15 protein-coding genes are annotated in these 20,927 nt (G+C 66.2%); 7 read left to right on the plus strand and 8 right to left on the minus strand.

Annotation, left to right across the window (positions count from 1 at the left end):
* Nucleotides 1-72: 72 nt before the first annotated feature.
* Nucleotides 73-2,262: a TonB-dependent siderophore receptor gene (locus ACX9OW_RS20320; RefSeq protein WP_459062750.1), complete on the minus strand. Its 2,190-nt coding sequence runs from the start codon at nt 2,260-2,262 to the stop codon at nt 73-75.
* Nucleotides 2,263-2,528: 266 nt separating this feature from the next.
* Complete coding sequence (gene mqo / locus ACX9OW_RS20325) at nt 2,529-4,220, minus strand: malate dehydrogenase (quinone) (RefSeq protein ID WP_053516198.1); 1,692 nt, start codon at nt 4,218-4,220, stop codon at nt 2,529-2,531.
* A 214-nt stretch (nt 4,221-4,434) separates the two neighbouring features.
* Here mqo and ACX9OW_RS20330 point away from each other — a divergent pair, with 214 nt between their 5' ends.
* Both ACX9OW_RS20330 and ACX9OW_RS20335 read left to right on the plus strand, forming a co-directional pair.
* Nucleotides 4,435-5,550, plus strand: a complete 1,116-nt coding sequence (locus ACX9OW_RS20330; RefSeq protein WP_080375221.1) for a PAAR domain-containing protein — start codon at nt 4,435-4,437, stop codon at nt 5,548-5,550.
* 65 nt (nt 5,551-5,615) lie between these two features.
* Nucleotides 5,616-6,023, plus strand: coding sequence for a hypothetical protein (locus ACX9OW_RS20335; RefSeq protein WP_053516196.1), 408 nt, complete (start codon nt 5,616-5,618; stop codon nt 6,021-6,023).
* Nucleotides 6,024-6,050: 27 nt separating this feature from the next.
* On the opposite strand, the gene ACX9OW_RS20340 is transcribed toward ACX9OW_RS20335, so the two are convergent.
* The 4 genes from ACX9OW_RS20340 to ACX9OW_RS20355 all read right to left on the minus strand — a co-directional run bounded on the left by ACX9OW_RS20340 (nt 6,051) and on the right by ACX9OW_RS20355 (nt 8,813).
* Nucleotides 6,051-6,497, minus strand: a complete 447-nt coding sequence (locus ACX9OW_RS20340) for a GNAT family N-acetyltransferase (RefSeq protein WP_065182375.1) — start codon at nt 6,495-6,497, stop codon at nt 6,051-6,053.
* Nucleotides 6,498-6,541: 44 nt separating this feature from the next.
* Nucleotides 6,542-7,126 (minus strand): hypothetical protein, encoded by a 585-nt coding sequence (locus ACX9OW_RS20345; RefSeq protein ID WP_053516192.1) that lies wholly within the window; start codon nt 7,124-7,126, stop codon nt 6,542-6,544.
* A 185-nt stretch (nt 7,127-7,311) separates the two neighbouring features.
* Nucleotides 7,312-7,746 (minus strand): tetratricopeptide repeat protein, encoded by a 435-nt coding sequence (locus tag ACX9OW_RS20350; RefSeq protein ID WP_459062751.1) that lies wholly within the window; start codon nt 7,744-7,746, stop codon nt 7,312-7,314.
* Between the two features lie 161 nt (nt 7,747-7,907).
* Nucleotides 7,908-8,813: a LysR family transcriptional regulator ArgP gene (locus ACX9OW_RS20355; protein ID WP_053516191.1), complete on the minus strand. Its 906-nt coding sequence runs from the start codon at nt 8,811-8,813 to the stop codon at nt 7,908-7,910.
* Nucleotides 8,814-8,951: 138 nt separating this feature from the next.
* Between ACX9OW_RS20355 and ACX9OW_RS20360 the strand changes: the two genes are divergently transcribed.
* Both ACX9OW_RS20360 and ACX9OW_RS20365 read left to right on the plus strand, forming a co-directional pair.
* The gene (locus ACX9OW_RS20360) at nt 8,952-9,587 is read left to right on the plus strand and encodes a LysE/ArgO family amino acid transporter (protein WP_053516190.1); all 636 of its coding nucleotides are present in this window, start codon (nt 8,952-8,954) and stop codon (nt 9,585-9,587) included.
* Nucleotides 9,588-9,750: 163 nt separating this feature from the next.
* The gene (locus tag ACX9OW_RS20365; RefSeq protein ID WP_459062752.1) at nt 9,751-11,739 is read left to right on the plus strand and encodes an alpha/beta hydrolase family protein; all 1,989 of its coding nucleotides are present in this window, start codon (nt 9,751-9,753) and stop codon (nt 11,737-11,739) included.
* Nucleotides 11,740-11,784: 45 nt separating this feature from the next.
* On the opposite strand, the gene ACX9OW_RS20370 is transcribed toward ACX9OW_RS20365, so the two are convergent.
* A complete protein-coding gene (locus ACX9OW_RS20370; RefSeq protein WP_065174593.1) occupies nt 11,785-13,539 on the minus strand; it encodes a peptide MFS transporter in 1,755 nt (584 codons plus the stop codon).
* An 88-nt stretch (nt 13,540-13,627) separates the two neighbouring features.
* Nucleotides 13,628-14,776, minus strand: coding sequence for a DUF1624 domain-containing protein (locus tag ACX9OW_RS20375; protein ID WP_459062753.1), 1,149 nt, complete (start codon nt 14,774-14,776; stop codon nt 13,628-13,630).
* 200 nt (nt 14,777-14,976) lie between these two features.
* On the opposite strand from ACX9OW_RS20375, the gene ACX9OW_RS20380 reads away from it, so the two are divergent.
* The 3 genes from ACX9OW_RS20380 to ACX9OW_RS20390 all read left to right on the plus strand — a co-directional run bounded on the left by ACX9OW_RS20380 (nt 14,977) and on the right by ACX9OW_RS20390 (nt 20,632).
* Nucleotides 14,977-16,941, plus strand: coding sequence for an OPT family oligopeptide transporter (locus ACX9OW_RS20380; protein ID WP_053516183.1), 1,965 nt, complete (start codon nt 14,977-14,979; stop codon nt 16,939-16,941).
* 240 nt (nt 16,942-17,181) lie between these two features.
* Nucleotides 17,182-19,260, plus strand: coding sequence for an alpha/beta hydrolase family protein (locus tag ACX9OW_RS20385; protein ID WP_053516182.1), 2,079 nt, complete (start codon nt 17,182-17,184; stop codon nt 19,258-19,260).
* Between the two features lie 127 nt (nt 19,261-19,387).
* Nucleotides 19,388-20,632: a DUF819 family protein gene (locus ACX9OW_RS20390; protein WP_053516181.1), complete on the plus strand. Its 1,245-nt coding sequence runs from the start codon at nt 19,388-19,390 to the stop codon at nt 20,630-20,632.
* The last annotated feature ends 295 nt before the right edge of the window (nt 20,633-20,927 follow it).

Below are 20,927 nucleotides of genomic sequence, written 5' to 3' on the forward strand. Positions count from 1 at the left end.
CTGCAGCGCAGCAAAAAGAAGGGCCCGCCAATGGCGGGCCCATTCAGGTTGCAGGCTTTCAGCCGGTCGTTCTCAGAACTTCCAGCGCAGGCTGGCGGCGACGAAGCGCGGTTCGCCGTAGTTGTTGTAGTCCAGGTTCGCCCAGTAGGTCTTGTCCAGCGCGTTGCGCACGCTCAGCGTTGCCGTCCAGTTGTCGCTGATGCGGTAGTTGGCGTTGAACTGCACGAGCGTGTAGGCCGGCTGGTTCACGGTTACCGTGCCGCCCAGCGGGTAGGGGATGTTGTAGCCCTGCACCTTGCTCTGCCATTGCACGCCGGCGCCCAGGCTCAGGCGTTCCAGTGCACCGCGCAGGCGCACCTGCGTGTTGAGCTGCAGCAGGTCTTCGGGCGGGTTGGCGTACAGCAGGTCGGTGGCGGCGCGGGTCACTTTGACATGGGTGAAGCCGGCGTTGACCGTCCAGCCCGGCAGGATCTCGCCGTTGACGTCCATTTCCCAGCCACGCGACTTGGTGCCGTTGACGCCGATGTAGGCCGAGGTGCCATCGCTGAGCGAGCCTTCCGGCACTCCCATGTCGCGCACGGCATAGTTGTCCTGCTTGGCCTCGAACACAGCGGCGTTGGCGGTCAGTCGCCCATCGAACCACTGCGTCTTGATGCCCGCTTCCAGATTCGAGCCCTGCACCGGCGCCAGCAGGTTCTCGTTGCGGTCCTTGAAGTTCTGCGGGTTGAAGATCTCGGTGTAGCTGGCATAGACCGAGAACTGCGGCGTGACGTCGTAGACCAGTCCCACGTACGGGGTCACTTCATCACTGACCTTGTAGGCCCCGCTGGTCCCGGTATACGCACCGGCCGCGCTGTAGGAGCGGCTGAGGGTTTCCCAGCGGCTCAGGCGCGCACCCGCGATCAACGACAGCGGATCGGCCAGGCGCAGGCGCGCGGCCAGGTAGACGCCGCTCTGCGTGGTCTTCTGCACGCGGCGCGCGCCGGTACGGGTGTAGGTCACCTCGGAGATGTCGCCGTTCCAGTCGTACACGTTGGGGATGTAGTAGCAGCGCTCGCGGCCGCAGGTGGCCCAGTCGCGCGGGTAGTTCAGGGCAACGGTGTGGGTGGTGCCTTCCAGGTCGGACCACTGGGCACCCAGGGTGACGTCATGCTCGCGGCCGAACAGCGGGAACGTGCCGGTCAGGTAGGCATCGATGTTGCGGCGGGTGTCCTCGGAGTCGCCAGCGGCAGTGCGCAGGTAGATGCCCGCACCGGTGGCCGGATCGGGATTGCCGGTGCCGTACAGGCGCATGTTCTGCACATTGCCACGGGTGTGGGCGGTGTTGATCTTCAGCAGCCAGTCCTCGCCGAAGCGCTGCTCCAGGTTCGCGAACACCGTGCTGGTCTCGCGCTGCCAGTAGCTCCATTTCGGTGCCAGGTTGGTCGAGCGCGGCAGGTGCGCGAAGTCGCCGCGGCTGTCGAAGAACGGCACGGTACCCCAGGTCGAACCGACCGGGTTGTTGTCCTGGGTCTGGTAGCCGAGGGTGACCGTGGTGCTGTCGGTCAGGTCGCCTTCCAGCACCGCCATGCCGGCCATCTTGTTCTCCTTGTAGCGGTCGTAATAGAAATCACGATCGGTATAGGCGGCGACCACGCGGCTGCGGAACCGGCCATCTGCGGTCAGCGGCGCGGTGACGTCGGCCTCCATGCGCCGGTAGTCCCAGCTGCCGGCGCTCACCGAGAACGAGGCGTCGAAGTCCTTGCCGGGGCGCTTGCGCAGCAGGTTGACCGTGGCCGAAGGCACCCCCGCGCCGCTGAGCAGGCCGTTGGCACCGCGGATCACTTCGATGCGGTCATAGAAGGCGGTGTCGTATTCCTGGTTGGTGGAGCCGCTGTAGGTCGGAATGCCATCGACCTGGAAGTCCGTGATGGCAAAGCCGCGGGCGTAGTACAGCGGGCGCTGGGTGTCATAGAAGGACACGCTGACGCCGGTGACGTTGCGCAGCACGTCGTTGATGCTGAACAGCGATTCGTCCTGCAGGCGCTGCAGGCTGATGGCCGTGGCCGACTGCGGCGTTTCCTGCAGGGTGATCGGCAGGCGGGTGCTGCTTGAGGGCGGCGCAGCCTGGTCGGCGCGCACGCTGACGCGGTCCAGGGTCTTGGCATCGGCTGCGGCATCGCCGGCGGCGAACGCTGACGGTGTCGACAGGGCCAGGGATGCGAGCAGCGCGGCCGGCAGCAGCGCGCGACGGAGCGGGCGGGTAGGGGAGTGCAGGGACATCTTGGTGGGCTCGATGCGGGAGAGTCGGAAGGGCGGCAACAGCCGGGCGGTACCCGGGGCGGCGGCTTCGGGCTGGGTCAGGTCCGTCTGGTGAGCGCGGGCGGTCCGCGCGAGGCGCAAATGTAAATCGTTCTTAACAACATTACAATTCGCCCGGGCTGGTCGATGCCTGGGACACGCACCGCGAGCCCCGGCAGAGCCGAGCTCCCTGAATGCGAACGGCCACCCGAAGGTGGCCGTCCGTAGGTGTCATCGAAGACCCGGGCTCAGAGCGCCTGCAGTTCCTCGTTGGCGTTGCGCTTTTCCTTGCCGGGCGTCGGCGTCGGCGTCGGCGGTGTGGCCGGTGCAGCCGTGGCATCGGCCGGCACTTCCAGGTAGGGCAGCTTCAGGGTCTGGCTGGTCATCGAACGGATCTCGTTGACCAGTGCCGCACTGTCGTTGAGCTTGCGCCCGTAGGAGGGCACGATCTCACGCAGGCGGGCTTCCCAGCCGGCCTTCATCTGCTCGGGGAAGGCCTTGGCCATCAGATCCAGCATGATCGGCGGCGACGTCGAGGCACCGGGCGAAGCGCCCAGCAGCGCAGCGATGGTGTGGTCCTTGTCGGTCACGATCTCGGTACCGAACTGCAGCACCGCACCCTTCAACGGGTCGCGCTTGATGATCTGCACGCGCTGGCCTGCGGTGACCAGCTTCCAGTCGCCCGGCTTGGCATTGGGGAAGTACTTGACCAGTTCGGCCTGGCGGTCGGCATCATTCAGCCGCGCCTGGCTCATCAGGTACTGCACCAGGTCCAGGTTGTCCTTGCCCACTTCCAGCATCGGCGCAACGTTGTTGTGGGTCACCGACGAGTACAGGTCCCACCACGAGCCGTGCTTGAGGAACTTGGTGCTGTACAGCGCGAACGGTCCGAACAGGACCACCGGCTTGCCGTCCAGCTTGCGCGCATCCAGGTGCGGCACCGACATCGGCGGCGAACCGGTCTCGGCCATGCCATAGGCCTTGACGCCATGGCGCGAGGTCACGTCCTGGCCCTGGAAGGCGAGGAACTGGCCGCCCACCGGGAAGCCGGCGTAGTCCTTCGACTCGGGAATGCCTGACATCTGCAGCAGCTTCAGCGCGGCGCCGCCGGCACCGATGAACACGAAGCGGGCGTGGGTGGTGCTCTCGGTGCCGGCCTTGAGGTCCTTCACCGTGACGTTCCAGCTCTTGTCCGCGTTCTGCCGCAGTGCCGAGACTTCGTGGTTCAGGTGCAGGCTGAAGTTCGGACTGCGCTGCAGGCCGGCGGTCAACTGGCGGGTGATCACGCCGAAGTTGACGTCGGTACCCAGTGGCATCCAGGTCGCAGCGACCTTCTGCTTCGGATCGCGGCCTTCCATCATCAGCGGAGCCCACTGCCGGATCTGTGCCGGGTCTTCCGAGTACTGCATGCCGTAGAACAGCGGGTTCTTCACCAGCGCCTGCTGGCGCTTATGCAGGTAGGCGATGTTGTCATCGCCCCAGACGAAGCTCATGTGCGGCGTGGGGTTGATGAAGTCGCTGGGCTCGCTGAGCCGGCCTTCCTTCACCTGGTGCGACCAGAACTGGCGCGAGACCTCGAACGATTCGGCGATGCCGACCGCACGCTTGGTCTCGATGCTGCCGTCGGGCAGTTCCGGGGTGTAGTTCAGCTCGGCGAATGCCGAGTGGCCGGTGCCGGCGTTGTTCCAGCCGTCGGAGCTTTCGCCGGCGACGCCGTCGAGGCGTTCATAGACCTGGATGTTCCAGTCCGGCTGCAGTTCCTGCAGGTAGGTGGCCAGGGTGATGCTCATGATGCCGGCGCCGACCAGCACAACGTCGACAGGCTTGTCGTTGCTGGCGGCGGGGACTGAGCGCTGGGTCAGCGGCCAGTACAGGAACACGGCGGCAGCCAGCAGGAACAGCACGAGCAGGGCGAGCAGGGCCTTGCCAAATTTCTTCATGGGGGCGGGATCGTTGGCGGAGGGGAGGAGATCAGGATGCGCGCTGGGCAGGGGAAGGGCGTGAAGAAACAACGCCTTGCAGCATCCTTGCAGAGGATTCTACCCGGAACGGGTCCGGTTTTTGTGCAATGCATCATCCTGCCGGCGGTCGCTCCGGGGTAAACTTGTCGGCTGATTCCAGAACGACCACCGGCCACGGAGGGGCCGCGCAACGATGTCACGGATGCTGATCGTGGTGGGTGACGCCCTGCAGACGGGCGGTTCGGTCCTTACAGGTTCCCCGCATACCGATATCGAAGGGCGCGCCGTGGCGCGTGTCGGCGACCGTGTCATCTGTGCACGCCATGGTCCGGGTTCGATCGTTTCCGGCGATGCCACCCTGGTCATCGATGGCCAGCCGGTCGCCCGCGATGGCGACAGGGCCAGCTGCGGTTGCGCACTGGTATCGGGCAAGCAGCAGCGCGCCCACGTGGTGGCCGGCGGTGGAGGGCGCGCCGGTGCAGGCGCCGGAGTGGCGGCGATCGCAGCGATCGTCGCGCCGTTGTTGAAGCCGACCCTGCAGACCCCCCCCTTCGCAGCGCCCGGCACCGCCGTGCGCGACGAGGACGCGCCGCAGTGCTGGGTGGCGGACCATGATGCGCAGATCGACCGTGACGTGGACGGGCGCTACTACGAAGCCTATGACGTCAATGGCGACAAGCATGACTATCCTTTCCAGGTCAGCTACCGCATCGATGTTCCGCTGCAGGCCCAGGGCGAGGTGGTGGTGTCGATCAAGGTGCAGGTGATGCCCAAGCCCGGCGTCACCGCTGCCGAGGTGGCGGCGGTCAAGGCGCGCATGGAGCGCGGCATCGATCAGTTCTGGAACGGCCGGTTCACGCTGGACGTCCATGATCCCGCGTGCGGCACCCGCAGCTTCCCGATCCGCTACGAGGTGCGGTGGGTGCAGGGCGGCAGCGACTACAGGCTGATCGTTCATCGCACCTATGACCGGGAGCAGGTGGAATTCCCGGATATCGATGTCTCCGTGTCGACCACGGCCTGGACCTTCGCCCACGAGTTCGCCCACACCCTGGGCGTGCCGGACGAGTATTCGTATAACGACCCGGACGAAGAGACCGTGCGTTACGTCCAGCCCGATGGCACTCTGGATCCGGAGGTGCTGGTTGCCGTTCCGGATTCCCGTGAGCTGACCGATCCGGCGGCGACCATCATGAATTCCGTGGACTGCGCGGTGACCCGGCCTCGTCATGCCTGGAACATCGCGCGGGAAGTACGTGAACTGCTGAGCCGGGAAATCGGCCGGGAGATAACATGCACCGTCAAGTGATTTCGTTGATTGCCACTTTTGCCGCTGCCGCAGCGCTGCCGGCCCACAGCAAGGAGCTTCCTCCCATGATCGAACTTCATGCGCGCTGCGTGGACGATGCCCAGTGCCGTTTCCGCGGTGACACCCTCAACGTCGAACTGGAACTGCGCAACAGCGGCAGCGAGCCTGTGTCGCTGCCGCTGGAGTACATCCGCAGCCGTGGCCCGTCGGTCAGGGTGAAGGACAACCACTCCGAGAAGACCACGGCGTTGCGCAGCGGCATGGCCTCGGCCGCGCTGCGGCAGCAGATGCAGGAGCTGCGCGCGGGCCAGTCCCTGCGCATCGGTTTCCCGATCAAGCCGCAGGAGCTGACACGCTTCGCCCTGCGCCCGATGGATGTGACCCTGCAGTTCTCGATCAATCTGACACCCGGTTCCACCGGCGCCGAGGCGCAGGTGGTCCAGGCGCAGCTGCACGTGGTCGACGCCGACTGACCGCAGCGGCCGGCACTCCGCTTGGGGTCAACGCAGTTCGAGAATCTCGTCGCCGGTTTCGTCGATCTCGCCCGTCGGGCACCAGCCGAGATGGCGGTAGAAGCCATGCGAGCGCGAGCGCGGGTCGGCCGAGCACGCAAGGAACAGCCGGTGGTGACCGGCATCCCGGGCCAGGCTGACCACATCCTGCAGCAGACGTCGGCCGATGCCCAGATTCTCGTACTCCGGCAGCAGGGCCAGAACCAGCACCTCGCCGCTTTCGCGGTCGGCAAACCCGTAGCCGGCCATGCGCTCGCCGTCGCAGGCGATGCGTCCGATGAAATCTCCGTTGCAGATGCCTTCGGCCCAGCTCTGCGTCGTGATGCCCAGCTCGGCCAGCTGCGCTGCACTGAAGGCATTCTCGCGGGTACGCCCGCGCAGGTCGATGCAGGCGGCGGCATCGTCGGGGTGGGCATCGCGGTAACGGATGGTCATGGCACCTCCTTGTGACCGGGCGCTGAAGGAACTGCCCGTCTCGTTCAATCGTTGCCGATTGTGAAGTATTCGGCGGTGAAATAGCCGATCTGGTAGAGCAGGGTGGCCGCGGCCAGTCGCAGCTGTGCCCGGCTGGAGTGCAGTTTCCAGCCCAGCAGGACCACCAGCAGCATCAGCAGGGTGTGGACCGGATACGCCGCGCCCAGCAGATGCCATCGGCTTGTGCCCTTGATCGCGGTGTCCACCAGATCCAGCAGCGTCAGCGCGCCGATCACGCCGAATATCCAGCGTCTGCGCTGCATCAGGTAATTGCCGTAGCTGCCGTAGTCGCGCAGGTCATCCGGGAACAACAGGGCGCAGAGCAGGAACCAGGTCGCGCAGTAGCAGATCACGAACAGATAGGTCTCGAACGTCCACCGGTGGACTTCAATCAGGCGGAACTCCCACCACCAGAAGGTGACCAGCGACACCAGCGTCCATGCCACCCAACACAGATGGAGTGCCGAGCAGCCGCGTCGCTGCGGATGCTCGATGATCTGCGCAATCCCTTTCAGCAGGGTCGTGATCGACAGGCCCAGGATGATGCCCATCACTACGCGGATATGCAGGAACAGCGGATCGGTCTGCATCGCGGCGCTCCGTGTCGGTTGCTTCGATGCTGGCACAACTGGGCGACCCTGAACGGACCTCCGTCACGCGGAGAAGAGAGGACGGAGGGCGCCAAGTCGCTTTGCCCTGGTTTGTCCACGGCTGGCGCCGGGCAAGTCCTGGCTGCCAAGCGCTGCATTCCCAACGCTCGGCTGCCTTGGTGGCATCAAGGCGAAATGAGGCCCTGCTGTCGCAGCAAGGCAAGGTACTTACTACCGTCATCATCGGCGTCGAATATGTCCTCGCCATCCAACGCGTACGCCCTTAGCAGGTATTCAAGGGCCTGGTCGCGTTTCCCCAGTAGTTCATTGCATTGGCCAATGCGATACAGGATGAAGGGATTGATATGCCCGTCCGGGCCATTCAGCGCATCCATGAAGTACTTTACGCCCACCGGGACATCGCCGGAAAGAAGGCTCGCGTCTCCTAGTGAGGCGCACAGCCAGGTATAGGCCTCCCAATCCTTCGCAGGCGCTGGCAGCATGCCCAATGCCTCCAGCCAACAGCGCATCGCACCAGCATGATCATGGGCATCCATGCGGACGTTTCCCTGCTCCGAGAGATCAGTGACCCGCTGATAGATTTCGTCAGGAAGTTCCATTCGGTTTGACTCACAGTTGATGAACCTTCCAGCTTACGTAATACAGTTGCTCCGGTCGGCGGGCAATGACGCCACACCGTGTCGTAATTGCCGCAATTTCTAAGGTTGCGGCGCGAAGACTCTGTCCACCAAAGTCGCTGCATCTGAGTACAGTCAGCAATTCAGCGCCTGCGCCGCACCAGCGTCGAGGATGCCTCCAGCACCGCGCGGGTCAGCAGGGCCATGGTCTGTACATCGCCCTTCCAGTGCTGCCAGTACAGCGGCACGTCCTCCCACGCGCGCTGTCGCACGTAGACCAGGCGGCCGGCATCCAGGTGCCGCTTGACCAGCGGCAGGGGGTTCATGGTCCAGCCCATGCCGCCCAGGTTGGCCTGCACGAAGGCACGGGTGGAGGGAATCCACCAGGTCGGCGCGGTGCTGGGCAGGTCATCGCCGGCCATGCGCCGGGCAAAGCGCGACTGCATTTCGTCCTTGCGGTTGAACACCAGTACCGGTGCCTGTGCCAGCGCCTGCGCGGTCACGCCCTTGGCGAAGTGCCGTTCGCGGAACTCCGGCGTGCAGGTGGCCGCGTAACGGATGCTGCCGAGTGCATGGATCTGGCAGCCCTGCACCGGCTCGTCCAGGGTGGTCACCGCGCCGAGCACCGTGCCTTGCCGCAGCAGCTCCACGGTGTGGTCCTGGTCTTCCACGCGCAGGTCGAGCGTGGTGCCGGTACCCAGTGCGAACTGCTGCGCCGCCTGCGGAAACCAGGTTTCCAGGCTGTCGTGGTTCACCGCCACCGGGATGCTGGCCTGGGGCAGATCTTCATCGGCCAGGCCCATCCGGTGCAGGGCGTCATGCTCGAGCAGGGCCGTCTGCTCGGCCAGCTGCACCAGCACCTGGCCTTCGGCGGTGGCAGTGGCGGGTGCGCCACGCTTCACCAGAAGGCGTCCGACACGATCCTCCAGCGCCTTGACCCGCTGCGAGATGGCCGAGGGGGTGACATTCAGCGACTGCGCCGCGCGATCAAAGCTGCCTTCGCGGATCACGGCGGCGAGCGCGCGCAGCTGGGCATGGTCGATGCGCATGGTATTAAGTTCCGCTAATGTTGGTTTAGGAAGTTTAGCTCGTCTTTTCTATGTTGCGGCGCGACAATGGCGCCCGTACCCGGTGCTGTCCGCCTTCGCGAGGCACCGTCCCCCCAGCAAGACAAGGCAGTGAATCCCATGTTTTCGGTCATCTCCGCCGGCACCGGCCTCGGTGCCTGGTTCTCTGGTGCAGCCACCGGCATCGGCCTGTTCGCCGTGGTCGGTGCCCAGAGCGCCTTCATCCTGCGCCAGGGCATCCTGCGCAAGCACATCGTGCCGGTGGTCGCCACCTGCGCGGCCATCGATGCGTTCTTCATCTTCGCCAGCGTGGCCGGCCTGCGCACGTTGACCTCGGCGCTGCCGTGGCTGACCTCGGCCGTGCTGTGGACCGGCGTGGCTTTCCTGGCCTGGTACGCGATGAAGTCGGCGCGCCGCGCCATTGCCGGTGGCGGTGGCATGGGTGAAGCCGACAGCGACGACGGCAGCCGCCGCGCGGTGCTGATGGCGGCGGTCGGCTTTTCGCTGATCAACCCGCACTTCTGGCTGGACATGATGGTCATCGGCTCCATTGCCGAGAACTTCGGCCACGCACGCATGGCCTTCGCGGCCGGCGTGGTCACCGCGAGCTGCCTGTGGCTGACCGCGCAGGGCCTCGGTGCACGCCTGCTGGCGCCGCTGTTCACCAAGCCCAGCACCTGGCGTGTGCTTGACGGCACCATCGCGGTGATCCTCAGCATCCTGGCCCTCACCCTGGCGGTGCGCGGGGTCCACTGACCCGGCGCACGCCCCCCGAACCCACGTCCTGACTCTCTCTCCAAGGCAGTGGCAACGACGGCACCGGCAACGGTGCCGTCGTCTTTTCCGGCTCTGGCGGGACAGACGGCGCCTGCCTAGAATCCGTGTACAGGACAAGGTGTCCATCGGAGCAGGGGGAAGGATGCGCAGGACGATGTTGACGGCCGCACTGGTCGTCGTGGGTAGCGTTGCCGCGGGCAGCGCATGGGCGGTGGATCTGACGCAGTTCCTGCGCCAGGAGACCTTCACCGACATCAAGATATCGCCGGGGGGCGAGTATGTCGCTGCCACCGTGCCGATGGAGGACAGCACCGCGATCGCGGTGATGCGGCTGGCCGACAAGCAGCTCGTGGGCAGCTTCCGCCCGCCGCAGAAGAATCACGCCTACGAATTCGACTGGGTCAGCAACGAACGGCTGTTGATCGGCCTGGCCGAGAAGTGGGGCGCGCTGGATAAGCCCAATCCCACCGGCGAGCTCTACGCCATCGATGCCAACGGCAATCGCGGCGAGCTGCTGGTCGGTTACCGCGTCGAAAGCAAGGGCCCGGGTACCCGCATCCAGCCGAAGAAAGTCGAGGCGGTCGCGGCGTTCCTGGCCGATGATCTGCCCGGCGACGAACGCAACGTACTGGTGACGGTATGGCCGTTCGCGGAGGATCCGTTCACCCGCGTCGAACGCATGGACGTGGCCAGCGGCAGGCGCGTGCGCATGGCCTCCTCGCCGGTGCGGCGCGGTGAGTTCACCACCGACGGCCAGGGCGAAGTCCGGTTCGTCCACGGGTCCGGCAGCGACAATGTCAACAAGCTGTACTACCGCGAGCGATCGGGCGACAGCTGGAAGATGATCAACGATGAGGCAGTGAGCAAGCGCATCGAGACCGCGATCGGCTTCTCCGCGGATGGCAGCCTGGCGTACCTGCAGGCCGAGCAGACGCAGGGGCCGGATGCCATCGTCAGCTGGAATCCGCAGACCGGTGAGCGCGCTGTCGTGCTGCGCGACGAGGTGGTCAATCCGTACCGCATCATCCACCGGCCCGGCACCCATGTGCCGGTGGGCGCCCTGTACATGGGCGACACACCGCGGACCCGGTTCTTCGACGAGAAGTCGCCGGAGGCTCGCCTGTACCGCAGCCTGGAGGCGGCCTTCGGGGGGCCGGTCTACATCACCTCCAGTACCCGGGATGGCCGCGTGGTGCTGGTGGAGACCTGGTCAGGCACCAATCCCGGCGACTTCTATGTGTACGACACGGAGGCCCGCAAGGCTGAGCACCTGATCAGCCGCAGCGACTGGATCGACATCGATCGCAGTGCAACGGTGCGTCCGGTGGCACTCAAGGCGCGCGACGGATTGCCGCTGCACGGCTTCCTCACCGTGCCCTCCGGCAGCGACGGACGCAACCTGCCGATGGTGGTGATGCCGCACGGTGGGCCGTTCCACGTGTTCGACAATGGCCAGTACGACCGCGAGACGCAGATATTGGCCGCTGCCGGCTACGCCGTGCTGCAGGTCAACTTCCGTGGCTCGGGGAACTATGGCCGTGCGCATGCCCAGGCCGGCGCCCAGCAATGGGGCGCCGCGATGCAGGATGACGTCACCGACGCCACCCGCTGGGCGATCGCGCAGGGGATCGCCGATGCCAGACGCATCTGCATCTACGGTGCCAGTTACGGTGCCTACGCCGCGATGATGGGCGCTGTCCGCGAACAGGGGCTGTACCAGTGCGCGGCCGGCTATGTCGGCGTGTACGACCTGCCGCTGATGTTCGCCCGCGGCGATGTGCAGGAGCGCGACTCGGGCGTGACCTTCCTGCGCGAATGGCTGGGTGATCCGGCCAAGCTTGGCGCGGTTTCGCCGGTGAACCTGGCCACGCAGATCAAGGTGCCGGTGTTCCTCGCGGCCGGTGGCGAAGACAAGCGTGCGCCGATCCAGCACACCGAGCGCATGGAAGCGGCACTGAAGCGTGCCGGGACGCCGGTGGAAAGCCTGTACTACAAGACCGAGGGGCACGGCTTCTACACCCTGGCCCATCGCACCGAGTACTACGACAAGCTGCTCGCATTCCTGTCGCGCAGCCTGGGAGGCAAGACCGCCCAGGCATCGGCGCCGGCAGGGAAGGGCAAGGCGCCGTAAACGCAGAGTGGCGGCGGATCCACGATCCGCCGCCGCGCAGTGCAGTTACCTGACCCCGTGCATCATCCGCTTCAGCAGCGGCGCGGCGATGAAGGCCAGCAGGGCGCAGCCCAGGCCGATCCACATCAGCAGCCAGAACAGGTGCGCATACGCACCGGCCGCCGCCGCCATGTCCAGCGTGCCGCCTTCGGGCACATCGATGGCCGCCAGCTTGCCGAACAGCGCGGCAAGCGTCTCGGAGAACGCTGTGGCCAGGAACCAGGTGCCCATCATCAGGCTCATCACCCGCGGCACGGCCAGCTGCGTTACGGCCGACAGACCCACGGGCGACAGGCACATCTCACCACTGGCCAACAGGAAGTAGGCCAGGACCAGCCACCACACGCTGGCCATCTCGCCGGTGGCGCCGACCTGTTGTGCGGCCAATGCGAGCGGGACGAACGAGAGCGCGCCGATCACCAGGCCCCAGGCGGATTTGACCGGCTTGCCCGGCTCCCAGCCGCGACGGTCCATCCAGGTCCAGAGGGCGGCGAAGGCCGGCGCCAGCAGCACCAGGAACAGTCCGCCCAGATAGGTCAGGGAGCCGGCGGTCTGCGGAATCACCAGGCAGTCGCGCACCAGCAGGACCAGCATCAGCGCGACGATGGCAATGAAGAACCGGCGCGGCGCGGCCGACCCCGGTCGACGCTCGGTCAGGCGCGCGCTGACCACGAAGCCCAGCGGCGCCAGCAGCAACGACAGGATCGACCAGGGCAGCGGCGTGCCGTCGGTGATCACCAGCGAGGGAACGATGTCCTTGGTCAGCAGGCGATCGGTGAACGTCACCCACGAGCCATAGGACTGCTCGTACAGGGTGAAGAACACCAGCGCCAGGAAAATCAGCACCATCAGCGCGATCATCTGCTGGCGCTGCACCGGCGTGCACTGGCTGCCGGTGAACCAGGCGAACCAGACCAGCACGCCCCCCAGCACCACCAGCATCAGCATCAACGCCAGGCTGATTTCGCCGCCCAGAGCGAACGCACCGTTACCGGCGGCCCACATCAGCCACGCCAGTGGCAGCACCGCGAGCACCGCGCACAGATAGATCAGCCATTCACGCGGCAGGCCCAGCACCCGCTGTTTCAGCGCGGCCGGCTGTGGCGGCTCGGCATGCCCGTGCAGGTACTTCTGCCCCCACAGGAACATCGCCAGCCCGGCCAGCATGCCGATGCCCGCCGCGCCGAAGCCATACTTCCAGCCATAGGCCTCGCCGAGGAAGCCGCACACCAGCGACGAGAACAGCGCCCCGAGGTTGATGCCGGCATAGAACAGCGAGAAGCCCGAGTCGCGGCGCGGATCGTCCTTGGCGTACAGCTTGCCGACGATGGTGGAGATGTTCGGCTTGAGGAAGCCCACGCCCATGATGATCAGTGCCAGCGACAGATAGGTCACCGCCAGCGCCGAGGTGTCGCGCACCACTTCACCATTGACCCGGTATGCCGCGTGGCCTTCGAAGGCCATGCCGAGATGGCCCAGCACCAGCAGGATGCCGCCGAACAGCACTGCACGGCGCATGCCCAGCCAGCGGTCGGCCAGCATGCCGCCGAACACCGGGATGCAGTACACCAGGCCACCGTAGGCGCCAAGCAGGTCCAGTCCGGCCTTGTCGCCGAACAGGTGGTACTTGGTCAGGTACAGCAGCAGCAGCGCCTTCATGCCATAGAAGGAGAAGCGCTCCCACATTTCGGTGAAGAAGCAGACGTAGACGCCCTTGGGGTGGCCAAGGAAGTCGTCGGAAGCGGGAGCGGCAACGGTCATCGACGGCGGGCACTGCGGAAAGGGCGCGATTATAGGCCCGCCGCCACGCCCGTGGCGGGCAGCATCAGGCCGCGCCCGGCGAGCGGGGTCACAGGTATCGCAGCCAGCCCAGGTCGCGCCGACGCGCCTTGAACCGCGCGAATGCCCGCGTCGGCGGGTACAGCACCACCGCCAACGCACAGGCCACCAGGATCAGGCCGGCGACCGAATCGAGAGCGTACAGGCTGCCGTGGGTCGGCCCCCAGAACCCGAGCGCCGCCAGATACAGCAGCTTCAGCAGATACAGATGCAGCAGGTAGAAGAACATCGGTGCCGCGCCGATGTCTGCCAGCGGCCTCAACGCCCGTGCCATCGCAGGCCACTCAAACAGGCGCAGCCACAGCAGGCCAACGCCCAGGGTCAGCAACAGGAACTGCAGTGATGGCGGATACTTGGTCACGTTGAACACGCTCATCCAGGTGCGCAGCGCGTCCTGCTGGAACTGCCAGGGCGTATCGCCATAGCCGTTGCCGAACCGCAGCAGGGCGAACATGCCCAGCGCTGCCAGCCCAGCGCACACCAGCCAGCGGTGACGCTGCGCTGGCACGCGGTCCGCCGCGAACCAGGGCCCCATCAGATAGCCGAGCGCGATCACCCCGATCCACGGCAGCACCGGATAGGACGTGCGCAGCCGGAGTGCACTGGCCTCGATCCAGTCCCGCTGGTGCAGCACCTTCCACAGCACCGGCAGCACACCGTCGCCTGCCACGCGCACGCCGTCGAGCAGGTTGTGGCCGGCCACCAGCAGTACCGCCAGCACCAGCAGCGCCGCGCGTGGCAGCCACAGCAGGCCGGCCAGCGCGACCATGCTCAGGCCGATCGCCCAGATCACCTGCAGGTATACGGTGTCCGGAGGCAGCTGGAATGTCCAGGCGAAATTCACCAGGGTCAGTTCCAGCACCACCAGGAACAGCCCGCGCTTGAGCAGGAACGCGGCCGTGGCCCGGCGCGGATCCGCCTGGCGCTGGCCATACAGCCAGGCCGACAGGCCGGTCAGCAGCACGAACACCGGTGCGCACAGGTGGGCCAGCAGGCGGCACGCGAACAGCGCGGGGGAGACCGTGGATACGTCCATCGGGTCGCTGACCTGGTGCTGCAGGAAAAAGGTCTCGCGCACGTGGTCGAGCAGCATCAACAGCATGACGGTGCCGCGCAGCTGGTCGATGGAGGTGAGGCGGGCCGGTGGCGGAGAGGGCATGCGGACGGCGATGTCGTTCAATCGAAAAGATATAACATATCGTTTGCGGAATGCCCAGCCGGAATGTGCCGGATGCGTCTGCTGCCTGTGCCTGATCCGTGTCCTGCCTGATCCGCTGGCGCTTGTCATGCTGCGGTGTGCTGGACTTGCCGCCCCCTGAACGCTAGCGTGGCAGGGATTTTTTGCCAGCAGGGGCTCCCATGAACCACGACGCTGCGCCCAAGCAGCTCACCTTCCGCGCAGTGGCCCTGGCCATCGTGCTGGCGGTGGTGCTGTCCGCGGCCAACGCCTACCTCGGTCTGTTCGCAGGCCTGACCATCGCCACCGCGATTCCCGCCGCAGTCATTTCCATGGGCGTGCTGCGCCTGCTGGGCGGTGGCTCGATCCTCGAGAACAACATCGTGCAGACCGGCGCCTCGGCCGGTTCCTCGATCGCCGCCGGTGTCATCTTCACCATCCCCGCGCTGGTGATCATGGGCTACTGGCCGGACTTCAAGTACTGGTGGGTGCTGGGCATTGCCGGCCTGGGCGGCCTGCTGGGCGTGCTGTTCTCGGTGCCGCTGCGCCGCTCGATGATCGTCGAAGATCCGCTGCCCTTCCCGGAAGGCAAGGCGGCGGCGGAAGTGCTCAAGGCCGGTGAGAACCCGGGTCCGGGCCTGAAGATCCTGGGCCTGTCGGCGGTGATCGGCGCCTTCGTCAAGCTGGCCGCGGAAAGCGGCATGCGCCTGATTCCCGATGCCTGGGCCACCTCGGCCTACGTGGGCAGTTCCAAGGTCACCGCGTTCATCGGCACCAACCTGTCGCCGGCGCTGCTGGGCGTGGGCTACATTGTCGGCCTCAACGTCGGCATCGTGGTGGTGTCTGGTTCGATCCTGACCTGGCACATCGCCATCCCGCTCTACCAGGCGTTCTTCATGAACACCGACCCGGCCCTGGCCGCGTCGGTGGCCGCTGCGTCCTCCACCGAGGCCGCATTCGCCATCTGGGGCGCGAAGATGCGCTACCTAGGTGTCGGCGCAATGCTGATCGGTGGCATCTGGACCCTGATTTCGCTGCGCAAGTCGCTGCTCAACGGCGTCAAGAGCGGTTTTGCCGCCGCCCGCAAGAGCGGCGGACCGGTGCTGGCGCACACCGAGCGCGACCTGCCGATGAAGTGGATGCTGGTCGCCCTGGTGGTCTTCGTGCTGCCGCTGCTGGCCCTGTACCAGGCCATCGTCGGCCAGTGGCACGTGTCGATCCCGATGACCATCATCATGATCGTCGCCGGCTTCCTGTTCGTGTCGGTCTCGGCCTACCTGGCCGGCCTGATCGGTTCGTCCAACAACCCGGTCTCGGGCATCACCATTTCCACCATCCTGTTCGCCTCGGCGGTACTGGTCGTGCTGCTGGGTGCCGATGGCCTCAAGCCGGTCGGTACCGGCGGTGCACCGCTGGGTGCGGTGGCTGCGATCATGATCGGCGCGGTGGTGTGCTGCGCTGCCGCCGTCGGTGGTGACAATCTGCAGGACCTCAAGGCCGGTTACATCGTCGGCGCTACGCCGTGGAAGCAGCAGCTGATGCTGGGCATCGGTGCGTTCTCCTGCGCGCTGATCATGGCCCCGGTGCTGAACCTGCTGGCCACCGCCTATGGCATCGGCGTGAAGACCGAGCTGCACCCGAACGCGCTGGCTGCGCCGCAGGCCAACCTGATGGCGTCGGTGGCCAAGGGCCTGTTCGGTGGCGAGCTGCCGTGGACCTTCATCGGCATCGGTGCCGTGGTCGGCGCCGTCATCATCGCCTTCGACAGCTGGCTGAAGGCGCGCAACGCGCGCTTCCGGGTGCCGGTGCTGGCGGCCGCCATCGGCATCTACCTGCCGCTGGAGCTGATGGTGCCGATCTTCCTCGGCGGCCTGATCGCTTACCTGGTCGAGCGCTTCCACAAGGTGCGTGCCGATGATGAAGAGGGCCGCGACCGCGTGCACAAGCCGGGCGTGCTGTTCGCCGCCGGCCTGATCACCGGCGAGGCGCTGATGGGCATCGCCATCGCCATTCCGATCGTGGTCAGCAGCCGCGCCGACGTGCTGGCCGTGCCGTTCCATCTGCCGGCCGCGCAGTGGATCGGCCTGGCCGTGCTGTTCCTGGTGGGCTGGCTGATCTACCGCACCGGCAAGTACGCCAAGGCGTAAGTGATGGGTCGGATCCCTTCCCGTCGGGAAGGGCTCTGACCCCGGTTTGCCGGCGGTGGCCGGGCGGGGTCAGAGCCGATTCCTGCGGAATCGGATCCGACCCCGGGTCCACCCACAAACCGCGCTACGGCGCGGTTTGCTGTTTCTGGCGGCTGCCCGATCACGGCCATGACCGATGGCCTTGGCAGCCCCGGGCTGCGGGGCCTACCATCGCCTTTTTGCCGTCCTGCGGAGATCCCGATGAAACTGCGTCATGCCCTGCTGCCACTGAGCCTGCTGGCCGCTCTGCCCAGCGTCGCCGCTGCCCGTGGCCTGGAGATCCGCGACATGGTGGCCATGGATCGCGTTTCCGCGCCGGTGCTGAGCGCCGATGGCGGCACCGTGGTGTTCGCCAAGCGCAGCACCGACGCCAACCTCAAGGCCAGCACCGCCCTGTACGCACGCAACCTGCGCACGCGTGACGCGGCACCGCCGAAGCAGATCACCCCGGCCGGCTGGAACGTCAATTCCGCCTCGCTGTCGGCGGACGGCCAGACGGTGTACTTCCTCAGTGCCAAGAACGGCAGCCAGCAGCTGTACGCGCAGGCGATCAACGGCGGCGCCCCGCGCCAGCTGACCGATTTCCCGGTGGATGTGGACAGCTACCACGTCTCGCCACAGGACGACCGCGTGCTGTTCAGCGCCGGCGTGTTCCAGGCCTGCGCGTCGGACCTGGCCTGCACCGAGAAGAAGCTGAAAGAGAAGAAGGACGCCAAGGCCAGTGGCCAGGTCTGGGATTCGATGTTCGTGCGCCATTGGGATACCTGGAACGACGGCCGTCGCAACACCCTGTTCGTCGCGCCGCTGCCGGGCGCCCAGGCCGGCCCGGTCAAGGGGGCTTCAGCGCTGAGCGCCACCCTCGATGGCGATGCGCCGTCCAAGCCATTCGGTGGCAATGATGACTTCGTGTGGTCGCCGGACGGCAGCAGCGTGGTCGCCAGCATCCGCGTGGCGGGCCGCGAGGAACCGTGGTCGACCAACTTCGACCTCTATCGCTTCGATGCTGCCGGTCGTCAGGCACCGGTGAACCTGACCGCCTCCAACCCGGCATGGGATGCGGGCCCGGTGTTCAGTGCCGATGGCAAGACGCTGTTCTACCGTGCGATGAAGCGCCCCGGCTTTGAAGCTGATCGCTTCGGCCTGATGGCGATGGATCTGGCCAGCGGCAAGAGCCGTGAGATCGCCCCGCAGTGGGATCGCTCGGCGGGTGGCATCGTGCTGTCCGCCGATGGCGCCAGCATCTATACCACCGCCGATGATCTGGGCGAGCACCCGCTGTTCCAGATCGATGTCGCCACCGGCAAGGCCACCCGCCTGATCGGCGATGGCAGCGTGACCGCCGTCGATGTGGCCGGCACCAGCGTGGCGATCACCCGCAACAGCCTGAAGAGCAACGACCAGGTACTGGTCGGCCTGCTGCCAGCCGCCGGCCAGCCGATGGGCGAGCTGCGTGCGCTGACACCGTCTGCCGGCGACGTGCTGAAGGACGTCAGTTTCGGCGATTTCGAGCAGTTCTCGTTCAAGGGCTGGAACAACGACACCGTGCACGGCTATGTGGTCAAGCCGCACAACTACCAGGAAGGCAAGTCCTACCCGGTCGCGTTCCTGATCCATGGCGGTCCGCAGGGCAGTTTCGGCAACGGCTGGAGCTACCGCTGGAATCCGCAGACCTATGCGGGCCAGGGCTACGCGGTGGTGATGATCGATTTCCACGGCTCCACCGGCTACGGTCAGGCATTCACCGATGCGATCAGCCAGCACTGGGGTGATCGTCCGCTGGAAGACCTGCAGAAGGGCTGGGACGCGGCACTGAAGAAGTATTCGTTCCTCAACGGTGACAAGGCCTGTGCTCTGGGCGCCAGCTATGGCGGCTTCATGGTCAACTGGATCGCCGGCAACTGGAACGGCCCGTTCAAGTGCCTGGTCAACCACGATGGCGTGTTCGACCAGCGCATGATGGGCTACGCCACCGAGGAGCTGTGGTTCACCGAGTGGGAGCAGGGCGGCACGCCGTACCAGAAGGCGGCGAACTACGAGAAGTTCAACCCGGTCAACCACGTGGCGGACTGGAAGAAGCCGATCCTGATCATCCATGGCCAGCAGGACTTCCGTATTCCGGTCGAGCAGGGCCTGGCGGCATTCACGGCGGCGCAGCGGCAGGGGATCGAGTCGAAGTTCCTGTACTTCCCGGACGAGAACCACTGGGTGCTCAAGCCGCACAACAGCATCCTGTGGCATGACACGGTCAACGGCTGGCTGAAGCAGCATATCGGCGAATAAGCCGGTCCGGCGCCGCCCCCCAGGGCGGCGCTCTGCTTTTTGTAGAGCCGAGCCATGCTCGGCTGCTCTGTGCCTCCTTTCCCGCCAACAGCAGCCGAGCATGGCTCGGCTCTACCCGAGCGCCCGCATGACTTCGAACGCCCTGATCCAGAACGACATCGTGGTCTTCGGCCTGATCGCCGCCACTTTGGGGGCCGTGTTCTGGACCGCCTCGCGGGAGCAGGGGCCGTGGAAGCGCTTCTACACCTTCGTGCCGGCGTTGCTGCTGTGTTATCTCATTCCTGGCATCTACAACACCGTCGGCCTGATCGACGGGCAGAACACCGCGCTGTACAACCCGGTCGCGCGTGACATCCTGCTGCCGGCGGCGCTGGTGCTGCTGACCCTGGCCGTGGACATCAAGGGCATCCTGCGGCTGGGACCGAAGCTGGTACTGATGTACCTGGGTGCCTCCGCCAGCATCATGCTCGGTGCCGTGGTCGCCTTCCTGCTGATGCGCGCGCTGCACCCGGAAACCGTTGCCGGCGACACCTGGGCCGGCATGGCCGCACTGGCCGGCAGCTGGATCGGCGGTGGCGCCAACATGCTGGCGATGCGCGAAGTATTCGACGTCAACGCCACCACCTTCGGCCAGTTCGCCGTGGTCGACGTGGGTGTCGGCTACGTCTGGATGGCGGTACTGATCTTCCTCGCCGGGCGCGCCGCGAAGATCGACGCACGCAGCGGTGCCGATACCTCGGCCATCGACGAACTGAAGGAACGCATCGCGCGCTTCCAGGCCGAACACGAGCGCATTCCCAGCCTGACCGATCTGATGCTGATCGTCGCCGTTGCGTTCGGTGGCGTCGGTCTGGCGCATGCAATCGGCGCGCCGCTGGCGGCCTGGTTCAAGGCCCATGTCGGCTGGGCATCGCAGTTCAGCCTGGATGCTCCCTTCGTCTGGGTGGTGGTGCTGTCGACCACGCTGGGCCTGGGCCTGAGTTTCACCCGCGCGCGCACGCTGGAGGGAGCGGGAGCGTCACGTCTGGGGTCGCTGCTGCTGTACTTCCTGATCGCCTGCATCGGCATGCAGATGGATCTGCTGGCATTGCTGGACCGTCCGTGGCTGTTCCTGCTCGGCCTGATCTGGATCGCCGTGCACATCGTGCTGCTGTGGTGCCTGGGCCGGTTGCTGAAGGTGCCGTTCTTCTATTTCGCCATCGGCTCGCAGTCGAACATCGGCGGTCCGGCCTCGGCGCCCGTGGTGGCCGCCGCCTTCCATCCAGCATTGGCACCGGTAGGCGTGCTGCTGGGAACGATGGGCTACGCCACCGGGACCTACCTGGCGTACATCGTCGGCATTACCCTGCGTGCGCTGGCAGGGCAGGGGTGAGGGGGTCAGATCCCTTTTGCGCAGCAAAAGGGATCTGACCCCGTTTCGCGGCGCGTCACGCTACCGGCAATCCACGTTCGATCAGCCAGGCTCTCGCGTCTTCGGCGTCCTGCTCGAACCGCGCCGAGTGAAAAGAGGGGCGCCGCAGGGTTCGGCGCGTCGCCACGCGCCCGTGGCCAACCGCGCCCGCGGCCTTACGCCACTGGCAACCCGCGTGCGATCAACCACGCCTTCGCGTCTTCGGCGTCCTGCTCGAACCGCGCCGAGTGAAAAGAGGGGCGCCGCAGAGTTCGGA

This window comes from Stenotrophomonas genospecies 5, from assembly GCF_054473825.1.